The organism is Desulfomicrobium escambiense DSM 10707, assembly GCF_000428825.1.
In the GTDB taxonomy this organism is placed as follows: domain Bacteria; phylum Desulfobacterota; class Desulfovibrionia; order Desulfovibrionales; family Desulfomicrobiaceae; genus Desulfomicrobium; species Desulfomicrobium escambiense.
Window position 1 is genome coordinate 276,932 of record NZ_AUAR01000002.1, and the last position, 20,069, is coordinate 297,000.

General features: G+C 63.4%; 16 protein-coding genes. 10 read left to right on the forward strand and 6 right to left on the reverse strand.

The genetic code is table 11. The features are described from left to right. Nucleotides 1-19: 19 nt before the first annotated feature. Nucleotides 20-1,702: a formate--tetrahydrofolate ligase gene (locus G394_RS0103070; RefSeq protein WP_028576400.1), complete on the reverse strand. Its 1,683-nt coding sequence runs from the start codon at nucleotides 1,700-1,702 to the stop codon at nucleotides 20-22. A 14-nt stretch (nucleotides 1,703-1,716) separates the two neighbouring features. Further along, the gene (gene murB, locus G394_RS17740; protein ID WP_051306906.1) at nucleotides 1,717-2,589 is read right to left on the reverse strand and encodes a UDP-N-acetylmuramate dehydrogenase; all 873 of its coding nucleotides are present in this window, start codon (nucleotides 2,587-2,589) and stop codon (nucleotides 1,717-1,719) included. Nucleotides 2,590-2,781: 192 nt separating this feature from the next. Between murB and G394_RS0103080 the strand changes: the two genes are divergently transcribed. The 5 genes from G394_RS0103080 to G394_RS0103100 all read left to right on the forward strand — a co-directional run bounded on the left by G394_RS0103080 (nucleotide 2,782) and on the right by G394_RS0103100 (nucleotide 6,167). Further along, nucleotides 2,782-3,237: an RrF2 family transcriptional regulator gene (locus tag G394_RS0103080; RefSeq protein WP_028576401.1), complete on the forward strand. Its 456-nt coding sequence runs from the start codon at nucleotides 2,782-2,784 to the stop codon at nucleotides 3,235-3,237. A 71-nt stretch (nucleotides 3,238-3,308) separates the two neighbouring features. Further along, nucleotides 3,309-4,484: a bifunctional glutamate N-acetyltransferase/amino-acid acetyltransferase ArgJ gene (gene argJ / locus G394_RS0103085; protein ID WP_028576402.1), complete on the forward strand. Its 1,176-nt coding sequence runs from the start codon at nucleotides 3,309-3,311 to the stop codon at nucleotides 4,482-4,484. Further along, entirely contained in the window at nucleotides 4,465-5,094 is a 630-nt protein-coding gene (locus tag G394_RS0103090) for an HD domain-containing protein (RefSeq protein ID WP_043774630.1), read from the forward strand. The genes argJ and G394_RS0103090 overlap by 20 nt, the downstream gene beginning before the upstream one ends. A 48-nt stretch (nucleotides 5,095-5,142) precedes the next feature. Then, complete coding sequence (locus G394_RS0103095; RefSeq protein ID WP_043774558.1) at nucleotides 5,143-5,685, forward strand: hypothetical protein; 543 nt, start codon at nucleotides 5,143-5,145, stop codon at nucleotides 5,683-5,685. Next, nucleotides 5,682-6,167, forward strand: a complete 486-nt coding sequence (locus G394_RS0103100) for a metallophosphoesterase family protein (RefSeq protein WP_028576405.1) — start codon at nucleotides 5,682-5,684, stop codon at nucleotides 6,165-6,167. The genes G394_RS0103095 and G394_RS0103100 overlap by 4 nt, the downstream gene beginning before the upstream one ends. A gap of 97 nt (nucleotides 6,168-6,264) precedes the next feature. On the opposite strand, the gene G394_RS0103105 is transcribed toward G394_RS0103100, so the two are convergent. The 4 genes from G394_RS0103105 to G394_RS0103120 form a co-directional block, all read right to left on the reverse strand. Continuing rightward, complete coding sequence (locus tag G394_RS0103105) at nucleotides 6,265-8,166, reverse strand: peptidylprolyl isomerase (RefSeq protein ID WP_028576406.1); 1,902 nt, start codon at nucleotides 8,164-8,166, stop codon at nucleotides 6,265-6,267. A gap of 48 nt (nucleotides 8,167-8,214) precedes the next feature. Next, nucleotides 8,215-10,137, reverse strand: a complete 1,923-nt coding sequence (locus G394_RS0103110; RefSeq protein ID WP_028576407.1) for an aconitate hydratase — start codon at nucleotides 10,135-10,137, stop codon at nucleotides 8,215-8,217. Between the two features lie 75 nt (nucleotides 10,138-10,212). Continuing rightward, complete coding sequence (locus tag G394_RS0103115) at nucleotides 10,213-10,461, reverse strand: hypothetical protein (protein ID WP_028576408.1); 249 nt, start codon at nucleotides 10,459-10,461, stop codon at nucleotides 10,213-10,215. Further along, complete coding sequence (locus G394_RS0103120; protein ID WP_028576409.1) at nucleotides 10,418-12,070, reverse strand: chorismate mutase; 1,653 nt, start codon at nucleotides 12,068-12,070, stop codon at nucleotides 10,418-10,420. Before G394_RS0103120 ends, G394_RS0103115 begins: the two co-directional genes overlap by 44 nt. A gap of 314 nt (nucleotides 12,071-12,384) precedes the next feature. Here G394_RS0103120 and sat point away from each other — a divergent pair, with 314 nt between their 5' ends. The 5 genes from sat (at nucleotide 12,385) to G394_RS0103145 (ending at nucleotide 20,069) form a co-directional block, all read left to right on the forward strand. Next, nucleotides 12,385-13,656, forward strand: coding sequence for a sulfate adenylyltransferase (gene sat, locus G394_RS0103125; RefSeq protein ID WP_156902391.1), 1,272 nt, complete (start codon nucleotides 12,385-12,387; stop codon nucleotides 13,654-13,656). A gap of 200 nt (nucleotides 13,657-13,856) precedes the next feature. Next, complete coding sequence (gene aprB / locus G394_RS0103130; protein ID WP_028576411.1) at nucleotides 13,857-14,345, forward strand: adenylyl-sulfate reductase subunit beta; 489 nt, start codon at nucleotides 13,857-13,859, stop codon at nucleotides 14,343-14,345. Between the two features lie 39 nt (nucleotides 14,346-14,384). Further along, nucleotides 14,385-16,370 carry an adenylyl-sulfate reductase subunit alpha gene (gene aprA / locus G394_RS0103135; RefSeq protein ID WP_028576412.1) on the forward strand — a complete coding sequence of 662 codons (1,986 nt, stop codon included), beginning with the start codon at nucleotides 14,385-14,387 and terminating at the stop codon, nucleotides 16,368-16,370. Nucleotides 16,371-16,532: 162 nt separating this feature from the next. Beyond that, entirely contained in the window at nucleotides 16,533-17,774 is a 1,242-nt protein-coding gene (locus G394_RS0103140) for a CoB--CoM heterodisulfide reductase iron-sulfur subunit A family protein (protein ID WP_028576413.1), read from the forward strand. 3 nt (nucleotides 17,775-17,777) lie between these two features. Continuing rightward, a complete protein-coding gene (locus G394_RS0103145) occupies nucleotides 17,778-20,069 on the forward strand; it encodes a hydrogenase iron-sulfur subunit (protein WP_028576414.1) in 2,292 nt (763 codons plus the stop codon).

Consider the following 20,069-nt stretch of genomic DNA (forward strand, 5'->3'; position numbering starts at 1 on the left):
ATTTGGGCAGGCAATCGGACTAGAACAGGCCGCTGATGACCCCGTTGGCGTCGATGTCGATCTTTTCCGCCGAAGGTATCTCCGGCAGGCCGGGCATGCGCATCATGTTGCCGGTGATGGGCACCAGGAAGCCCGCTCCGGCCGCGATCTCGACCTCGCGCACCGTGGCCGTGAAGTCTCGCGGACGGCCGCGCAGGCCGGGCTGGTCCGAGAGGGAGCTCTGGGTCTTGGCGATGCAGATGGGAAGGTGCTCGAGCCCCAGCCGCTTGATCTTGTCCAGGTCCAGCAGGGCGCCGGGGGCGTACTCCACCGAGGCCGCGCCGTAGACGCGGGTGGCGATGATCTCGATCTTCTCGCGCACGCTCTGCTTCCAGTCGTAGAGGGGCTTGTAGTGGGCCGTGCAGCGGTCGGCCGTGGCCGCGACCAGTTCGGCCAGTTCCTCGGCCCCGGCCCCGCCCTTTTCCCAGCCTTCCATGACGGCCGCCTGCACGCCCATGAACTGGCAGTGGTCGAGGATGACCTGATGCTCCTCGTCGGTGTCCGTGGCGAAGCGGTTGATGGCCACGATGGGCGTGAGGTGGAAGAGTCGCACGTTCTCGACCTGCTTGGACAGGTTCTCAAGGCCCCTGGCCAGGGCCTTGGCGTTGGGCACGGACAGATGCTGCAACTCCACGCCGCCGTGGTACTTGAGGGCCCGGACCGTGGCCACCAGGACCACGGCGCAGGGGTCGAAGCCCGCGGACTGGCATTTGATATCCAGAAACTTCTCGCCGCCCAGGTCGAAGCCGAAACCGGCCTCCGTGACCACGTAGTCGGCCAGGCACAGGCCTGTGCGCGTGGCGAGGACCGTGTTGGTGCCCTGGGCGATGTTGGCGAAGGGGCCGCCGTGCATGATGGCGGGGTTGCCCTCCAGGGACTGGATCAGGTTGGGCTTGACGGCGTCCTTCAAGAGGGCGGCCATGGCGCCCTGGGCGCTTAAGTCTCGGGCGTGGATGGGCTCGCGGCCATGGGTGAAGCCGATGAAGATGTCGCCCAGGCGTTTCTTCAGGTCCGGCAAGTCGTCGGCCAGGCAGAGGATGGCCATGATTTCCGAGGCCGCCGTGATGTCGAAGCCCGTCTCGCGCGGCACGCCGTGGGCCAGGCCGCCCAGGCCGCAGACCAGGCGCCTGAGCGACCGGTCGTTCATGTCCATGACCCGTTTCCAGGCCACGGTGCGGCCGTCGAGGTTGAGGGACCGGCCCTTGCTCTGCAGGTTGTTGTCGATGAGGGCGGCCAGGAGGTTGTTGGCCTTCTCGATGGCCGCGAAGTCGCCGGTGAAGTGGAGGTTGATGTCCTCCATGGGCAGGAGCTGCGAATACCCGCCGCCCGTGGCGCCGCCTTTGATGCCGAAGACAGGGCCCAGGGACGGCTCGCGCAGCACGACCATGGCCTTCTTGCCGATGCGGTTCAGGCCGTCGGCCAGGCCGATGGACACCGTGGTCTTGCCTTCGCCGGCCGGGGTGGGCGTGATGGCCGAGACCAGGATGAGCTTGCCGTACTTGCACTGGTCCTTTTCGGCCAGGTGCAGGGGCAGCTTGGCCTTGTGCTTGCCGTACGGTTCGAGCTGGTCGTAGCTCAGGCCGAGCTTGGCCGCGATGTCGCGGATGTGCAGCATCTTGGCCTGCTGGGCGATGGAGATGTCGGACTTGGCGGTTGCGGGCATGGCGCTCTCCTGGCTTATTCGTGATCGGGGCACAAGGGGCAGAGGCATTGTTCAAGTTCGAGCTCGTAGCCGAAGCGTTCGCGCACGGTCCGGCGGCACAGTTCGACCAGTTCGAGGACGTCGTGGCACGTGGCGTCCCCGACGTTGACGATGAAACCGGCGTGCTTCTCCGAAACCTGGGCCCCGCCCACGCGGGCGCCCTTGAGGCCGGCCCGGTCGATGAGCTCCGAGGCGTAGGCCCCTTCGGGGCGCTTGAAAACGCTGCCGGCGGACGGGAATTCCAGGGGCTGCTTTTCCTTGCGTCTGGCCAGGATTTCCTTGCGCCTGGCCAGCAGGGCTGCGGTGTCTGCCAGGGGCAGAATCCATGTCCCGGCCAGGATGACGGAGTCGTGCAGGGCCGTGGCGCGCCGGTAGCCGAAGCCGCACTCGGCCTTGGGAATTTCGACCACGCGGCTGTCCCTGGTCAGGACCGTGACGCTGTGCAGGCAGTCGGAGATTTCCTGGCCATAGGCCCCGGCGTTCATGAACAGCGCGCCGCCCAGGGTGCCGGGGATGCCGGACAGGCATTCGACGCCGCCCAGACCTTCGCGCAGGTTCTCCAGGACCCAGGCGTCCATGACCTTCCCGGCTTCGGCGAAGACGGTGCCGCCGTCGCGCGAAGTGGCCGTCATCTCGCTCGTGGAGATGATGGGCAGCCGGATTTCGCCGTCCGGAAAGAGGGTGTTGGCCCCGCCGCCGTGAATCCAGAAAGGGCGCGCCTGGGCGCGATGCAGGCGGACGATTTCGGCCATCTCGTCGATGCTTTCCGGGAAATAGAGATCCCGGGCCACGCCGCCGATACGGTAGGTGCAGAAATTTTTGAGCGGTATGTCGCGAAGGTGTTTCATGATACTCCCCACGTACTCCCGCAGCCGTGAAGGTGCAATATTGCGGTGCGCGCGCCGAGAAGGTAGGGGATGGTTTGAAGCCGGCCACGAAGAACCGCGCAAGGGGCTCGCCCCACGCGCGGCCACGGATTCGAGGAGTCTGGCCGAAGGTCGGACGGCCGCGCAACATCAACCCGCATCATTCGAGAAAACATGAAACTCTCCGCAAAATCCAGATACGCGTCCCGCATTCTCCTTGACCTGGCGTTGCACAACGAAGGCGTCCCGCACCGCGTCAACGACATCTCCGAGCGGACGGGCATCACCATCCCATTCATCGAGCAGATCATCAAGCCCCTCAAGCACGCGGGCATGGTCGCGAGCAAGCGCGGCGCCGCGGGAGGGCATCAGCTGAACAAGTCCGCCGAAGACATCACCCTTGGCGACATCGTGCGCGTCATGGAGGGCTCGGTGGAGCTTTCGGCCTGCCTGAGCGACCCGAAGCTTTGCGGGAGGACCGATGACTGCCTGACCAGGGCTGCCTGGCAGCGGGCCACGGACGCCATGTTGCGCGAGCTGGACACCATAACCCTGGCCGAGCTGGCCAAGGGGGCGCCAAACTGCTGCCAACTGACAGAAGACTATTTCGATCGCGACCAACCCCTTTGACAAAGGTTTTTTCCCCTGTCAGGGAGGAATCCCGTGCTCGGGCGCGGGATTTTTTCGTATCCGGAGGAGTCATGAACATCCCGTCAGGTTTCCGCTTTTCCACCACCCAGTGCGGTTTCAAACGTCCGGGCCGCTCGGACCTGGCCCTCGTGGTCAGCGATGCGCCGGCCGCGGCCGCAGGCGTCTTCACCACCAACCGCTTCCAGGCCGCGCCGGTCCTGGTGGCCCGGGAAGTCCTGGCCGCTTCGCCGGCCGGCATCCGCGCCCTGGTCGTCAATTCCGGCCAGGCCAACGCCTGCACCGGCCAGGAAGGCATTGACAAATGCCGGGCAACCCTTGAACTGCTGGGCTGCCTGGGGCTCAAGCCCTCAGAGGTCCTGCCCGCCTCCACCGGCGTCATCGGCGATCAGCTGAAGATGGACCTCTGGGAACTGGGCGTGCCGTCCCTGCGCGACAACCTCGGCCGGGCGGGTCTCGTCGATGTGGCCCGGGCCATCATGACCACGGACACCTTTCCCAAGATCGCCTCGCGCGAAGTGTCCCTCGGCTCCGGAACCGTGCGACTGGCCGGCTTCTGCAAGGGCGCCGGCATGATTTGCCCGAACATGGCCACCATGCTCGGTTTCATCCTCTGCGACGCGGGCGTGGACCCGGCCTGGTGGCAGGCTGCCCTGACGCGTTGCGTGGAGAAGAGTTTCAACGCCATCACCGTGGACGGCGACACGAGCACCAACGACTGCGTGCTGGCCCTGGCCAACGGCGCGGCCGCAACCGCCGCCGGTGCCGATCTGCAGATCCTCGAAGAGGCCCTGCTCGAAATCTGCCAGGACCTGGCCTACATGATTGTGCAGGACGCCGAGGGCGGCACCAAGGTCATGCGCGTCAACGTCAGCGGCGCAGCCAGCATGGCCGACGCCCAGTTGGCCGCCAGGGCCGTGGGCAACTCGCCCCTGGTCAAGACGGCCCTCTATGGCCGCGACCCGAACTGGGGCCGCATCGTGGCCGCCCTGGGCCGCAGCGGCGCCTCCTTCACGCCCGAGGCCGTGGTGGTGCGCATCGCCGGCCTGACCATTTTTCGCCAGGGTACGCCGGTCAAGGCCGACTGGGACAGCCTGCTGGCCTCGGCCCTGCGTCGCGACACCGTGGACATCGACATCGAGCTGAACGCGGGAGGGGCCGAACTGACGCTTTTGGCGTCCGATTTCACCGAGGAGTACATCAAGATCAATGCTGAATACCGAACCTGAGGCCGCCGTCGTGGCCGACCCCACCTGGAAACGCCTGGCCGATTTCGTCTTCGAGCTTGGCATGCTGCGGCGCACCCCGCGCACGGGCTACCAGTTCCTCGGCTCCGGCGCCGAGAACGTGGCCGAGCATTCCTTCCGCACGGCCATGATCGGCTACATCCTGGCCCGCAGGGCCGGGGCCGACGTGGCTCGCACCGTGTTCCTGTGCCTGTTTCACGACGTGCACGAGGCGCGCATCGGCGACTTCAACTACGTCAACCGCATCTACAACACGAGCGACCCGGTCCTGGCCTTCACCCACGCCCTGGAGGGTACGGGCCTGCGGGCGGAGGTGCTGGATATGTGGCGCGAGCTCGAAGCCGGCGAGACGCTGGAGTCGAAACTGGCCCATGACGCGGACCAGCTCGACTTCATCGCCAACCTGAAGGAGGAGCAGGACCTGGGCAACCCCTATGCGGCCAAGTGGCTGGCCCATGCCCTGCCGCGGCTCAGGACCGACGTGGCCCGCGAGTTCGCCGCGGTCATCCGGGAGACCGACCAGTCGCAGTGGTGGTTCGCCCGGCCCGATGAATCCTGGTGGCGCAAAGGCAACGGGAAGCGACGGTCCTGAGGCGGCATGGTCAGGCCAGAGCGGAAGGCGCCCCGGCTCGGGTGGGCGGTGACAAGCGTCCTTCTCGCCCTCTGCCTGCACGCCGGCCCGGCCTGGTACCTTTTCTTCGGCCATCTCTACGGATTGCCGAGCGTTCTCGAACTCAACATCGACGCCATCAACTGGTACCGGCAGCGCATCTTCCGGGAACGCCCACCTGACGGCTCGGTCCAGCCCGCCGCCGCTGCGCCGCTGAACATCACCGTATCCATGCAGGCCCGCCCCGACACCGGGAAGCGGGTCTCGGGCCCGCGCAGCGAGACGGAACTCGTCAGGGCCAGGGCGGTGCAGCGCGCCATCAGGAGCCTGTGGGAGAGCATGTCCCCCGAGCGGCCGGGCTACGCCCTGGTCAGCCTGAACATCCGAGCGGACGGCAGCATCGGCGAGTTCGTCCTCAACCGCATCTCCGGCGGGGAGGAGTTCCAGGCCTTTCTCCTTTCCTTCCTGTCAACGCTCAAGGCCACCTCGGGCAGTCTCGGCGGAGCCGGCGAACCGCTGTGGATCGAATGCGAGTTCGTCATTCAACCGATGAAAGGCAAAGGGGCCTCATGATCGTCGCGGTCATTTCCGACACCCATCTCGAACGGCCGGACCGGCTGCTGGCGGCCGTGTTCGAGCGCTTCTGCCGCGACGCGGACGTTCTCCTGCACTGCGGGGACTGCGTGGGCGAGGAGACGTGGGCCTTTCTCAACTCCCATCCCCGTTTCTACGCCGTGCAGGGCAACTGCGACCTGCCGCCGCTGCGGGGATCGCTGCCCGGCTTGCGCGAACTCGAACTGGAAGGCTTTCGGGTGGGCATGGGCCACGGCTGGGGACCGCGCTCCCGCGTGGGCGAGGCCGTGGCCGAGCAGTTCCCCGGGGCGGACATCGTCTGCTACGGGCACACGCACACCCGCGACTGGCGCCGGCTGGGCAACGGAGTCAGGCTCCTCAACCCCGGCTCCCTTTTCTGGCCGAGGGGCGGGGAAGGCGGGCTGGCCAGACTCACACTCGAACGGGGCCGGGACCCGGAGGTGGAGTGGGTGACGCTCTGAAGCGCGCGGAGTCCTGATTCGCGGAGTACTTTTCAAAAAACGAAGGCCCGCCTCGGTATTCGAGGCGGGCCTTCGCGCATGTCGTGTTCGGGAAGCGTCAGTTGTCGAGTAGGGCCGGGTTCGTCAGGCGAACATCTGCCTTGGCGCGCAGATCCGCCATGAAGGCCTGCATGGCCTGGCCTTCGGTGCGTTCATTGAGGGTCGAAACCCACAGGTCTTTTTCCGTCTCCCATTCCTCAGGCGTGGGCGGGACGACCTTGACGGGCTTGGCCAGGACATATCCGGTGGGGAAGGCGAAGGATTCGGGAATCCAGGCGCCGGCAGGGGCCATGAACGCCTTCTCGGAAAGCATCTGGTTCGCGCCCAGGCCCGGGATGGAGCCCTGGCGCCCGAAGGGTTCCGTCTCCATGGCCGTGGCGTTGGACGCCGCGGACGGGGCTTCGCCCTTCATGAGCAGGGCCAGGTCGGCGTCGGCGTCGGTCTTGGCCAGCTTCATGGCTTCCTCCCGTACGATGGTCGCCACGATGCTTTCGCGGACGGCGTCCAGCGGCTGCACCGAGGCGTCCAGCTGTTCGCGTTTGGTCGCGAGCACGTATCCGTCCTCAAAGGGCACGGGGGACTGGGTCGTGGCGTTCAGCGCAAGGTCGAAGAGGGTGGCTGTGTTTTCCGGGGACAGGGCCGCAAGCTCCACGGGACCCTGTTCGCGGGTGAAGGAGTCGGTCGTGCGGACTTCGATGCCGAGCGTCTTGGCCACGGCATCGAGGGAATCGCCGATGAGGACCATCTCCAGCGCCTGGTCCAGACGGTCCTGCAGCGTCTCGGTGGCGCGGTCCTCGGCGATGGAGCGGCGGATCGTGTCGGCGACGCTGGCGAAATCCTCGAAGCCGGCGGCCTTCTTGTCCTCGACCTTGATGAGGTGGAAGCCGAACTGGGTGCGGACCGGTTCGCTGACCGCGCCCTTGTCCAGGGCGAAGGCGGCGTCCTCGAAGGGCTTGACCATCCGGCCGCGGCCGAACCAGCCCAGCTCCCCGCCGGTCTGGGTTCCGGACGGGTCTTCGGTGTATTTGGCGGCCGTTTCCTCGAAGCTCTTGCCGGTCTTCAGGACGGCCTGAGCCTTCTTGATCGTGTCCATGGCCTTGGCGACATCGGCTTCAGTGGCGTTTTCATCGACGCGCACCAGGATGTGGCGCGCCTGGACCTGCTCTTCGATCTTGAAGTTGTCCTTGTGCTGGTCGTAATACGCGCGGGCTTCCTGATCCGTCACGGAGGCCGTGTCGGCCAGGGCGCCGGGGGTCAGGACGATGTAGTCGACCCTGGCCTTGGCCGGCACGGCGAAAGCGTCCTTGCGCGCGGCGTACTGCTCGGCGATCTTTTCCTCGGTGGCGTTGACCTGGTCCTTGTACTTTTCCCAAGGGTACTTCAGGTATGCGATCACGGCAGTGCTGCGGCCGTAGTCGTAATAGTCCCGGGCCTGCTCCTCGCCCAGGCGTCCCGTGAGGCCCAGGTAGGCCTGGAGCTTGTCCATGAGCATGCTGCGCATGTACTCGGACTCGAATTTGCCGGGGGTGAGGTTGTTGGCCCGCAGCACGCTCTGGTAGGTTTCAGGGTCGAAGAGCTTTCCGTCCTTCTGGAAGGCCGGGATGAGGTGGATCTGCTTGGCGAGCTCTTCCTTGGAGACGCTCAGTCCCAAGGTCGCGGCCTGCTGCAGCATGAGCTCCTCGCCAACCATCTGGTCGAGGATCTGCCGCTTGAAGCCCATCTGGGCTAGCATTTCGGACGTCACGTTCGGGTTCTGGCGCCTGATCATCTCCAGGTTGCGCTGCAGACGCTCCTGGAAGTGCTGCAGATGAATGGGAGCGTCGTTGACCGTGGCCACCACAGTGGTCTTGTCGTTGTGCATGCGGTTCATGCCGAACGCCAGGACGAACACGGCGATGATGATGCCGAAGAGTATCTTGATTCCCCAACTTTGAGCGCCTTGGCGCAGTATATCGAGCATGGAGTCTCCGACGGAGTGTCTGAGGTTAAATGGTATCGCCGACCGGGCCTATTTCTGCCTGTCGTTGACGAAGTTGAGCAAACCGCCCGCCTTGATAATGGCTATTTCATTACCCGTCAAATCATGGCCGAGCGCGATCCGTCGGCCTTCGGCCGTCGTGGCCTCAAGGGGCTGCCCGGCGGCCAGGGCCGTCAGGTCGAAGCGCAGGACCGCGCCCTGGGCCAGGGCGTCGTAGTCCGCCGGGTCGGCCAGGACCAGGGGCAGGATGCCGAAGTTGATCAGGTTGGCCTTGTGGATGCGGGCGAAGGACTTGGCCAGGACGATGCGCACACCGAGGTGGCGCGGGGCCAGGGCCGCGTGTTCGCGGCTGGAGCCCTGGCCGTAGTTGTCGCCGCCCAGGATGAGGCCCTGGCCGGCGGACTCGGCGCGGGCCACGAAGTCCTTGTCCACGCGCTCGAAGACGTGGCGGCTGATGGCCGGGATGTTGGAGCGCAGGGCCGTGATGGCCGCGCCGGCCGGCATGATGTGGTCCGTGGTGATGTTGTCGCCGACCTTGATCAGCACCGGCAGTTCCATGGTGTCGGGCAGTCTGTCGAAGGGCGAGAGGGCGACGATGTTGGGCCCGCGCACGATTTCCACCGCGGAGCCGTCTTCGGGCGGGAAGGCGAAGAGGTGCCGGATGGACGGGGCCGAGGACGGCAGGGACGGCTTGGAGACGGCCTTGGTCCAGCCCGCGGGGTCGGTGAACTTGCCGTTCAGGGCGCAGAAGGCCGCGGTCACGGGGCTGACCAGATAGACTTGGCCGTCCTGGGTGCCGCTGCGGCCCTCGAAGTTGCGGTTGAAGGTCCGGGCGCTGACGCCGTGGCTCGATGGCGAGCCGCCCATGCCGATGCACGGGCCGCAGGAGCACTCCAGGAGCCGGCCGCCGGCGTCGAGGATCTTATCCAGGAGGCCTTCGGCCATGAGCATCTTGAGGACCTGCTTGGAGCCTGGCGAGAGCAGCAGGTCCGTGTTCGGCGCGATGTGCTCGCCGTGCAGGACCTGGGCCACGGCCTGCAGGTCGGAGTAGGAGGAGTTGGTGCAGGAGCCGATGGCCACCTGATCCACGGTCAGGCCGTCGAGTTCGGCCACGGGCACGACCAGGTCGGGCATGTGTGGACGGGCCGCCAAGGGCGCAAGGGTGCTCAGGTCGATGACGATCTCGCGGTCGTACTCGGCGCCGTCGTCGGCGGCCAGGGGCGCGAAGTCCGCCTCGCGGCCCATGAGGGCCAGGAACGCGCGGGTCTGCTCGTCGCTGGGGAAGACGGAGGCCGTGGCGCCCAGTTCCGCGCCCATGTTGGTGATGGTCGCGCGCTCGGGCACGCTCAGGCTGGCCACGCCGGGGCCGCAGTACTCCATGACCGCGCCCACGCCGCCCTTGACGGTCAGCACGCCCAGCAGGTGCAGGATGACGTCCTTGGCCGAGGCGTGCCCGGTCAGTTCGCCTTCCAGGCGGATCTTGAAGACCTTGGGCATGGTGATGGTGTAGGGCTCGCCGGCCATGGCCAGGGCCACGGACAACCCGCCGGCGCCCATGGCCAGGCTGCCGATGCCGCCGGCCGTGGGGGTGTGGGAGTCGGAGCCGATGAGGGTCTTGCCCGGGACGGCGAAGTTCTCAAGATGCAGCTGGTGGCAGATGCCCGTGCCGGGAGGCGAGAAGACTATGCCGTACTTGGCCGCGACGCTGCGCAGGTAGCGGTGGTCGTCGGGGTTGCGGAAGCCCATCTGCAGGGTGTTGTGGTCCACGTAACTGACGGAGAGCTCGGTCTTGACCCTCGGCAGGCCGATGGCCTCCCACTGCAGGTAGGCCATGGTGCCGGTGGCGTCCTGGGTCAGGGTCTGGTCTATCCTGATGGCCACTTCCCTGCCGGGCGTCATGTCGCCTTCGACGAGGTGCGCCGCGATGATCTTCTGGGTCAGGTTCTGTTTCATGGATGCTCCTTCACGGGAAAGACGGGTATTTGAAAAAAGGCTCCCAGCCGAAGCCGGGAGCCTGTCGTGTCTGGTTCACCAGGTGGATGTGAGACGTCGCAGCTTGACCTGCAGGAACTGGATCTCCGTGTCCATGCGCAGCTTGTCCTGCTGCAGGTGGAAGATCTCTTCGTGAAAGGTCACGCCCTGGGCCGGGTCCTCGCGCTGCAGCAGATCCTGGACCCGGGCCTGGATGGCGGCCTGCTCCGTCCGGATGCGGTCGATGTCCCGCTCGATGGCCTCAGTCTGTGGAGATTCTGATGCGCTTGCGCTTGGGCTTGTCATCGCGGGTTTCGTCTTCCTTTTCTTCGCTGCGCGGCTGGTTGATGAAGTTCTGGGGGTCCGGGAGATTCATGAAGATCTTCCAGAACCAGGGCCATGCGGAGGTGATGTTGTCGGCGTTGCTCATGCACAGCCCGGGATGGGTGAAGGAGATGAGCGCGCCCGCCAGGGTCCAGTAGGGACCGGGGCTCTGCCAGGGCGACTCGCCGGATTTCCTGTTCGCCTGGGGCGAGGCGGGGAGCCCGACCTGCAGGAGCCCAGGCTCGATGGAGTAGCCCGCGCCGAGGTTTTCGAGCATGTCCTGGGCGTACTCGACGTCTTCACGGGAGGTGTCCAGGGTGATGGCGCACTTGCCGCGCAGGCCCATGGCCATGGCCAGGACAAGGGGCAGGTACTCCTGGCAGCATGTAAGATCAATGGAAAGCTGCTTGGGCCTGTTGCCCATGCGCGAGGAGATCTGGTCTGAGCCGATGTTGATGCGCAGGCCGAACTCATGAAGGATGTCCATGACGTCCTGGAGGTGCGGCGCATGCTCCGGCCACTTGCCGTGCAGCACCACGTTGCCATCCACGAAGAACGGCAGAGCGAGCAGGTGCAGGCTCATGAGCGGGTCCACCGGGATGTCGACGGAGGAAAGATCAAGACTCAGCGGCGCGGGCGGAACGATGATGGCGGTCCCTTCGTACTGCAGTTCCGGGAGGTACTGCTGCAGGAAGACGATGCCCTTGCGCAGGAGCTTGCTGCCTGCGTAGGACTCGTGCAGGCGGATGGTCAGGCCGGATTTGAACGTGGTTGCGGCCACGGCCAGGGCGAGGATGAACTTTCTGGACACGCCCTCGGGGATGAAGATGGTCTCGGGCAGCTGTCCGCTCGATTCCACGCGCACGGGCACGCCGTTGCTGTGCGGTTCGACGATGGTCAGCCGGGCGCCGAGCTTGGGCAGAAGGTCCTGGACCGGCCTGACATCGTGAATTTTCAGTTTGGTCGAGCCCGTGAACTTGGCCCGAGTCACCTTGCCCAGCGCGAGGCAGAGCAGGAGATAGAAATGGAACTTGCTCTGGCCGGCGTAAATGATCTTGTTGTCGAGGGACCATGACGAAACCGGCTGTGTCGAGCACGCGCGGTTCTGGAAGGTCAGGTTGAAGCCGCAGAGGTTCAGCGCGTTGATGAGTTCCAGAGATATGTCGTTGCCCTGGAACGGGGCCACCGTCAGGGGTGCGGGATTCGTGGCGCCGAGAAAGAACATCATGCTACGCAGGATCTGGTCGCGCGGTGCCGAGAGGTCGATGTTGACGGGTTTGCGCCTGGGATAGAGGCACAGGGGCTTCTCGTTGGAGGCGTTTCGCTCGACGCGGGCGTAGGAAAGATTGTTGGTCAGGTGGAAGATCTTCTTGAGGATCTGGGGCTCCAGATTGTCGCCCTTTGACGTATCCCTCCAGACTTGCCACAGGACCTTTTCCTGATTCGGGTCGGTGATGCCCAGGTTTTTTGCCCGGCGGGACGCCGCCGCCCGCGACAGCAGGCTGGTGCGCGCGGCGATGAGGGATACGAGGCGTTCGTCGAGCTGCGCCAATTCCTGGGTGAGTGAGAGGGTCGTGTGTTTTTCGGCCATTCGGTTCGCTTCGGGGCTAGGGTGTTGCTGGTTCATGGGTAGATGAACGCATTGATTACTCAGGGAACAATAGGGTTGTTTAACAATAATAAGGTACGGATTGCAAGGGCTTGTTGGCGTGCAAGATCGCAAGATATTGGAATCAAAGTATTAATCTTTGGTTGTTCAGAGTCCGTGCATGTTTCATGGGTGGTTGAAGAGAGGTTGATAAAAAAATCACAAAAAGGTTGACAAGTTTGCCGAGCCGACGCAAATAGGGGTCTCCGACCTGTTATTTGTGAAGATAATAACAAACTATATTTAGGAGGATCCGCATTATGGCTCTCGTACCCCCGCATGGTGGAAAAGGTTTGGTTTGCTGTCTGCTTCAGGGCGCTGAACTCGCTGCCGAGCAGAAGAAGGCCGAAGGTCTGAAGAAGATCGACATCAGCCCCCGCGCCAAGGGCGACCTGATCATGATGGGCATCGGCGGGTTCAGCCCGCTGAACGGCTTCATGTCCAAGGCCGATTGGAAGTCCGTTTGTGAAAACTTCACGCTGGCCGACGGCACCTTCTGGCCCGTGCCCGTGACCCTGGATATGGACGAGGCAGTGAAGGTCGGTGAAGAGATCGCCCTGTTCGACCCCAAGAAGGGCGTTTTCATGGCGACCATGAAGGTCACCGAAGTGTACGAAATGACCGAAGCCGACAAGAAGTGGGAATGTGAAAAGGTCTACAAGGGCCAGGGCGAAGAGTCCGCTGATGACAAGTTCTGGGAAATCGCCCCGAAGGATCACCCCGGCGTGCAGATGGTCATGGCTCAGAAGAAGTTCAACGTCGCCGGCCCGGTCAAGGTTCTGTCCGAAGGCGACTACCGCGACAGATTCCCCGGCTGCTACATGACCCCGGCCGAAGCCCGCAAGACTTTCGAAGAGAAGGGTTGGAGCAAGGTCGCCGCTCTGCAGCTGCGCAACCCCATGCACCGTTCCCACGAGTTCCTGGCCAAGATCGCTGTTGAAGTGTGCGACGGCGTGTTCATCCACTCCCTGGTCGGCAACCTGAAGCCCGGCGACATCCCGGCCGAAGTGCGCATCAAGTGCATCGACACCCTCATCGACAAGTACTTCGTGAAGGCCAACGTCGTGCAGGGCGGCTACCCGCTCGACATGCGTTACGCCGGTCCCCGCGAAGGCCTGCTGCACGCCACCTTCCGCCAGAACTACGGCGTTTCCGACATGCTGATCGGCCGTGACCACGCCGGTGTCGGCGACTTCTACGGCCTGTTCGAGGCCCAGGAAATCTTTGACCGCATTCCCAAGAACCTTGGCGCCGGCAAGGACCTGGTCACCCAGCCCATGAAGATCGACTGGACCTTCTACTGCTACAAGTGTGACGGCATGGCCTCCCTGCGCACCTGCCCGCACGGCAAGGAAGACCGCGTGGTCCTGTCCGGCACCAAGCTGCGCAAGGCCCTGTCCGAAGGCGCTCCCGTCGCCGACCACTTTGGCCGCGACGAAGTCCTGGAAATCCTGCGCGAATACTACTCCTCTCTGACCGAGAAGGTCGAGATCAAGATGCAGAGCCACGCTGCTGCGACCAAGATGTAGTTTCGATGATCATCGGGGGGCCGGGGTAATCCCAGCCTCCCGTTTTGCCATGTGGGGCACGGCTTGAGACGGTCATGATATGCCGTCGGGCTGCTTGACACGGCATACGTGCTTTGATAAAAGATTCACAAGCGAAACGCTTGGGTATTTTTGTTCGGGCCTGTGGCTAAGTAGTTTTTAACTCTTTATTCGGAGGAATTATGCCAACCTTTGTTGATCCAGCAAAGTGTGATGGATGCAAGGGCGGTGAGAAGACTGCCTGCATGTACATCTGTCCTAACGACCTGATGATCCTGGACCCCGTTGAGATGAAGGCTTACAACCAGGAGCCGGCCGCTTGCTGGGAATGTTACTCCTGCGTCAAGATCTGCCCCCAGGGCGCGATCACTGCCCGCCCCTACGCCGACTTCGCTCCCATGGGCGGCACCTGCATCCCGCTGCGCGGCGCTGAAGACATCATGTGGACCGTCCAGTTCCGCAGCGGCGAAGTGAAGCGTTTCAAGTTCCCCATCCGTACCACTGTTGAAGGTTCCATCAAGCCTTTCGATGGCAAGCCCGAACCCGGCGATCTGGAAAGCGAACTGCTGTTCACCGAGTCTGCCCTGGCCACCCCGAAAGAGGCCCTTGGCAAGAAGATCGAAGTTGGTGAAGCCGACCTGAAGGTCACCTTCAAGTCCGCCGTCGCCTAATTCTGGGCTTTGTAACGCAAGAAATTTCAGGAGGAACACATGCCTCAGATTCCTGTTAAAGATACGATCAAGGGCCTGGCCCTTGCTGAGCCGGAAGTTGTTGAGCTTGAAACCGACATTCTCATGGTCGGCGGTGGTATGGGTAACTGCGGCACGGCGTTCGAAGCCGTGCGTTGGGGCGATCCCCTCGGTGTGAAGATCATGCTGGTCGACAAGGCCGCCATCGACCGCGGCGGCGCGGTTGCCCAGGGTCTGTCCGCCATCAACACCTACATCGGTGAAAACAACTCCGACGACTATGTCCGCATGGTCCGCACCGACCTCATGGGCCTGGTCCGCGAAGACCTGATCTTCGACCTGGGCCGCCACGTCGACGATTCCGTCCACCTGTTCGAAGAGTGGGGCCTGCCCTGCTGGATCAAGAAAGACGGCAAGAACCTGGACGGCGCCCAGGCCAAGAAAGAAGGCCTGTCCCTGCGCAAGGGTGACGCCCCTGTCCGTTCCGGCCGCTGGCAGATCATGATCAACGGTGAATCCTACAAGGTCATCGTTGCGGAAGCCGCCAAGAACGCCCTGGGTTCCGACCGCTACATCGAACGCCTGTTCATCGTGAAGCTGCTCCTCGACGCCAAGGTCTCCAACCAGATCGCCGGCGCCGTGGGCTTCTCCGTTCGCGAAAACAAGGTGTACATCATCAAGGCCAAGGCCATGTCCGTGGCTTGCGGCGGCGCCGTCAACGTGTACCGCCCCCGCTCCACCGGTGAAGGCCTCGGCCGCGCCTGGTATCCCGTATGGAACGCCGGTTCCACCTACACCATGTGTGCTCAGGTTGGCGCCGAAATGACCATGATGGAAAACCGTTTCGTCCCCGCCCGCTTCAAGGACGGTTACGGCCCGGTCGGCGCTTGGTTCCTGCTGTTCAAGGCCAAAGCCACCAACGCCAAGGGTGAAGACTACTGCGTCACCAACCGCGCCATGCTGAAGCCCTACGAGGATCGCGGCTACGCCAAGGGTCACGTCATCCCGACCTGTCTGCGTAACCACATGATGCTGCGCGAAATGCGTGAAGGTCGCGGCCCCATCTACATGGACACCGCCACCGCTCTGAACACGACCTTCGCCACCCTGTCCAAGGCCGAGCAGAAGCACCTTGAGTCCGAAGCTTGGGAAGACTTCCTCGACATGTGCGTCGGCCAGGCCAACCTGTGGGCCGCCATGAACATCAAGCCCGAAGAGCGCGGCTCCGAGATCATGCCCACCGAACCCTACCTGCTCGGCTCCCACTCCGGCTGCTGCGGCATCTGGGTTTCCGGTCCGAACGAGCCTTGGGTTCCCGAGGAATACAAGGTCAAGGCCGCCAACGGCAAGGTCTACAACCGCATGACCACGGTCAACGGTCTGTTCACCTGCGCTGACGGCGTCGGCGCTTCCGGTCACAAGTTCTCCTCCGGTTCGCACGCTGAAGGCCGCATCGTCGGCAAGCAGATGGTGCGCTACTGCGTGGACCACAAGGACTTCACCCCCACGCTGAACGTGTCCGCCGACCAGCTGAAGAAGGAAATCTATCAGCCTTGGTACACCTTCGAGCAGTTCAAGGGCGCGTCCACCGATCCGGTCGTCAACCCGAACTACATCACCCCGAACAACTTCATGATGCGCCTGATCAAGGCCACCGATGAATACGGCGGCGGTGTTGCCACCCTGTACACCACTTCCGACAGACTGCTCGACACCGGCTTCGCCCTGCTCGACATGCTGGAAGAAGACTCCCAGAAGCTGGCCGCCCGTGACCTGCACGAACTGCTCCGCTGCTGGGAACAGTACCACAGACTGTGGACCGTTCGTCTGCACATGCAGCACATCCGGTTCCGTCAGGAAAGCCGTTACCCCGGTTTCTACTATCGTGCCGACTTCATGGGTCTGGACGATGCCAAGTGGAAGTGCTTTGTTAACTCCAAGTTCAACCCGGCCACTGGTGAAACCGAGATCTTCAAGAGACACTACTACCAGATCATCCCTGACTAGTTTATGGGCCAAAAGGCTGCGGGTCCAACCCGCAGCCTTTTTTCTGTATCAGGATATAGAATGGTCTATGCATGATCTGTAACCTCTGGTAGTTATAGATCATGCTTGGGCCATTCTATTCATTTTTATGGCCTTCAACATGTGTGTTCTGGGAGGAATCTAATGGCTAGCAACAGCATACTTGTCATAGGTGGTGGTTTTGCAGGACTCACCGCCGCCCTTGAGGCCGCAGAGATCGGTCATGAGGTCTTCATCATAGAGAAGACCCCATTTCTGGGTGGACGCGTTATGCAGCTGAACAAGTATTTTCCGAAGCTGTGCCCACCGTCGTGCGGCCTGGAAATCCAGTATCAGCGAATCAAGAACAACCCCAAAGTGAAGTTCTTCACCTTGGCCGAAGTCACCAAGGTGGAAGGCGGTGTCGGCAACTATGACGTTACCGTCCGCATCAAGCCGCGCTACGCTGGCCCCAGCAGTCCCGATCTTTCCGAACTGTGCGGTTCGCTCGATTCGGACGTGGTGAACGACTTCGAATTTGGACTTGCCACGCGCAAGCCCGTGTACATGGACGCCCCGTTCGCCTTTCCGCAGCGCTACGTCGTCGACAAGGCCGCGATGAGCGATGCCGACAAGGCCAAGGCCAAGAAGTGCGAGTACATCGACCTGAACGAAGAGGAAAAGACGGTCACCCTGAACGTCGGTTCCATCGTCATCGCCACGGGCTGGAAGCCGTATGACGTCACGAAGTTGACGAACCTCGGCGCCGGTCAGGTCAAGAACTGCATTTCAAACATGCAGATGGAGCGTCTGGCTTCTCCGTACGGCCCGACCAACGGCAAGATCGTGCGTCCTTCGGACGGTCGCGAGCCGAAGAAGATCGCCTTTGTGCAGTGCGCCGGTTCTCGCGATGAAAACCACCTGCACTACTGCTCCTATATCTGCTGCGCCGCATCGTTGAAGCAGGCGCAGTATGTCCGTGAGCAGTATCCGGACGCCGAAGTCACGATCTTCTACATCGATCTGCGCACGCCGGGCCGGTACGACAATTTTGCCAAGAAGGTGCTGGCCGACGAGAAGACCTTTGCCGTCAAGGGCAAAGTCGCTGCCGTCGAGCAGGACAAGGCGGGCGACGACGTCTGGGTGACCGTGGAAGACGCGGTGTCCGGCAGCAAGTCCGTCGAACGTTTCGATCTCGTGGTTCTGGCCACAGGAATGCAGCCCAGCCTGGCCGGCGCTTCCCTGCCCATCGATGTCCCGGTTGACTCCGAGGGGTTCATCATCGGCGGGGAGGAAAAGGGAATTTTCGCCGCTGGCTGTGCCAAACAACCTCTGGACGTGATGAAGTCGGCCCAGTCTGCCACCGGGGCAGCGATGAAAGCGATCCAGACGGTGAGAGGGAGGTAGGACATGGCCGACAAGATTGGTGTATACTTTGACGAATCGAGCCTTGGCGGGCTGCTGGACATCCAGAAGCTCTGCGAAGGCGTGCAGAAGAAATGGAGCGATCTGTGTCCGGTGGTCAAGGTCCATCCCCGCCTGGCGAGCGACGAGGGCCGTTCGATGATCCAGAAGGACATCGACGCCGGCCTGATCAACGCCGTCTGCATCTGCGGCACGTCGCCGCGCGTGGAGTGGGACTTCTACAAGTTCGGCGAGGGCATCCTGGTCGAGCGCGTCAACCTGCGCGAGCAGTGCGTGCTCTGCTACGCCGACCCGAGCGGCGAGAAGGTCCAGCCCGGGCAGACGCCTGAACTGCTGCACAAGATGGCCAACGACTATGTGAACATGGGCGTGGTCAAACTGCAGAAGGCCAACGTCCCTGCCAGCGACCAGGTTGAGGTCATCAAGCGCGTGCTGGTCATCGGCGGCGGCTGGGCCGGCCTGACCGCGGCCAAGAACGTCGCCGCCGTCGGCTACGATGTGACCCTGGTGGAAAAGAAGGATGTCCTTGGCGGCGCTGCGGCGGCCATGTACAAGACCATCCCCCTTTCCTACCCCTATGACGCGGCCCACCCCACGGGAGTGGAGAAAAAGATCGCCGAAGTGACCGGCAACGACAAGATCGAAGTCCTGCTCAATTCCGAGGTCGCGAGCATCGCTGGCGCCCCTGGCAACTACGAGGCGACGGTGACCGTCGGCGGCCAAGAGCGCGTCATTCCGTGCGGTTCCGTGGTCCTGGCCACAGGCTGGGTTCCGCAGGATACGGCCGTGCTGAAGCCCCTGGGCTACGGCAAGCTGAAGAACGTCGTGACCTCCCGCGAGTTCGAGGCCATGGCCAAGGCTGGGGCCATCGTGCGCAAGAGCGACGGTGCCAAGCCCCAGAAGATCATGTTCCTGCTCGGCGTGGGCGACAAACTCGTCCCGCAGGAGGCCAAGGAAGCCGAAGCCAAGGCTGCGGCCCTGGCCGCGGCTGCCAACAAGGAAGCCGACGACGCGCCCAAGACCAACTTCAGCAAGCAGGACACCTGCAAGCACCTCTACTACAGCTCCGAGTTGACCTCCATCACGGCCCTCAAGCAGGCCAACTACGTGCGCGAGTTCATTCCCGGCGGCGTGGCCATGGTCGTCTACGAGCACATGATGGTGCCCGGCATCAACGAACTCTACTACAAGGCCGCCCAGAACGACCCGAGCGTCATGATGACCAAGGGCGTCATCAACGACGTACGTGACGGCGGCGACGGCGACATCATCGTGGTCCTGGAGGATACGCTGCTCGGTGCCAAGATCGAGGTCGAGGTCGACATGCTTGTCCTGCCCACGGCCCTGGTGCCCACCACGGCCCTGGATCCGATCCTCAAGCTGAAATACCGCCAGGGCCCGGCCATGCCCGACCTGGACCTCTTCAGCGGCTACGCCGACTCCAACTACATCTGCTTCCCGTACGAAACGCGCCGCACCGGCATCTATGCCGCCGGCACCGTGCGCCAGCCCATGACCCTGTCCACGACCGAGACCGACGCCGCCGGCGCGGCCCTCAAGGCCATCCAGTGCCTCGAGTCCGCCAACCGCGGCATGGCCGTCCATCCTCGTTCGGGCGACCTGTCCTACCCCAGGTTCAACCTGGTGCGCTGCACGCAGTGCAAGCGCTGCACCGAGGAATGCCCCTTCGGCGCCCTGGACGAGGACGAGAAGGGCAACCCGATGCCCAACACCTCACGCTGCCGCCGTTGCGGCACGTGCATGGGCGCCTGTCCGGAACGCGTCATCTACTTCGACAACTACAACGTCGACCAGATCGGTTCCGCCATCAAGCAGGTCGAAGTGCCTGACGACATGGCCGTGGGCGGCCCGCGCATGCTCATTCTGGCCTGCGAGAACGATGCCTACCCGGCTCTCGACATGGCCGCCCTGCGCGGCAAGAAGTGGAGCCCGTACGTCCGCATCGTCCCGGTCCGTTGTCTCGGTTCCGTGAACACCATCTGGATCGCCGACGCCATGTCCAAGGGCACGGACGGATGTCTGCTCCTTGGTTGCAAGTACGGCGAAGACTACCAGTGCCACTTCGTCAAGGGCTCTGAGCTGTGCAATCGCCGCATGGCCAACATCGGCGAGACTCTGGGCAAGCTCGGCATCGAAACCGAACGGGTGCAGCAGATGCAGGTGGCCATCGACGAATACGACAAGGTGCCCGGCATGATCGACGACTTCGTCGATGCGATCACCAAGCTCGGACCCAACCCGTTCAAGGGATACTAG

Coding starts and splice junctions, on each gene's coding strand:
- G394_RS0103070 (WP_028576400.1), bottom strand. CDS start 1,702: ATGCCCGCAACCGCCAAGTCCGACATCTCCATCGCCCAGCAGGCCAAG.
- murB (WP_051306906.1), bottom strand. CDS start 2,589: ATGAAACACCTTCGCGACATACCGCTCAAAAATTTCTGCACCTACCGT.
- G394_RS0103080 (WP_028576401.1), top strand. CDS start 2,782: ATGAAACTCTCCGCAAAATCCAGATACGCGTCCCGCATTCTCCTTGAC.
- argJ (WP_028576402.1), top strand. CDS start 3,309: ATGAACATCCCGTCAGGTTTCCGCTTTTCCACCACCCAGTGCGGTTTC.
- G394_RS0103090 (WP_043774630.1), top strand. CDS start 4,465: ATGCTGAATACCGAACCTGAGGCCGCCGTCGTGGCCGACCCCACCTGG.
- G394_RS0103100 (WP_028576405.1), top strand. CDS start 5,682: ATGATCGTCGCGGTCATTTCCGACACCCATCTCGAACGGCCGGACCGG.
- G394_RS0103105 (WP_028576406.1), bottom strand. CDS start 8,166: ATGCTCGATATACTGCGCCAAGGCGCTCAAAGTTGGGGAATCAAGATA.
- G394_RS0103110 (WP_028576407.1), bottom strand. CDS start 10,137: ATGAAACAGAACCTGACCCAGAAGATCATCGCGGCGCACCTCGTCGAA.
- G394_RS0103115 (WP_028576408.1), bottom strand. CDS start 10,461: ATGACAAGCCCAAGCGCAAGCGCATCAGAATCTCCACAGACTGAGGCC.
- G394_RS0103120 (WP_028576409.1), bottom strand. CDS start 12,070: ATGGCCGAAAAACACACGACCCTCTCACTCACCCAGGAATTGGCGCAG.
- aprB (WP_028576411.1), top strand. CDS start 13,857: ATGCCAACCTTTGTTGATCCAGCAAAGTGTGATGGATGCAAGGGCGGT.
- aprA (WP_028576412.1), top strand. CDS start 14,385: ATGCCTCAGATTCCTGTTAAAGATACGATCAAGGGCCTGGCCCTTGCT.
- G394_RS0103140 (WP_028576413.1), top strand. CDS start 16,533: ATGGCTAGCAACAGCATACTTGTCATAGGTGGTGGTTTTGCAGGACTC.
- G394_RS0103145 (WP_028576414.1), top strand. CDS start 17,778: ATGGCCGACAAGATTGGTGTATACTTTGACGAATCGAGCCTTGGCGGG.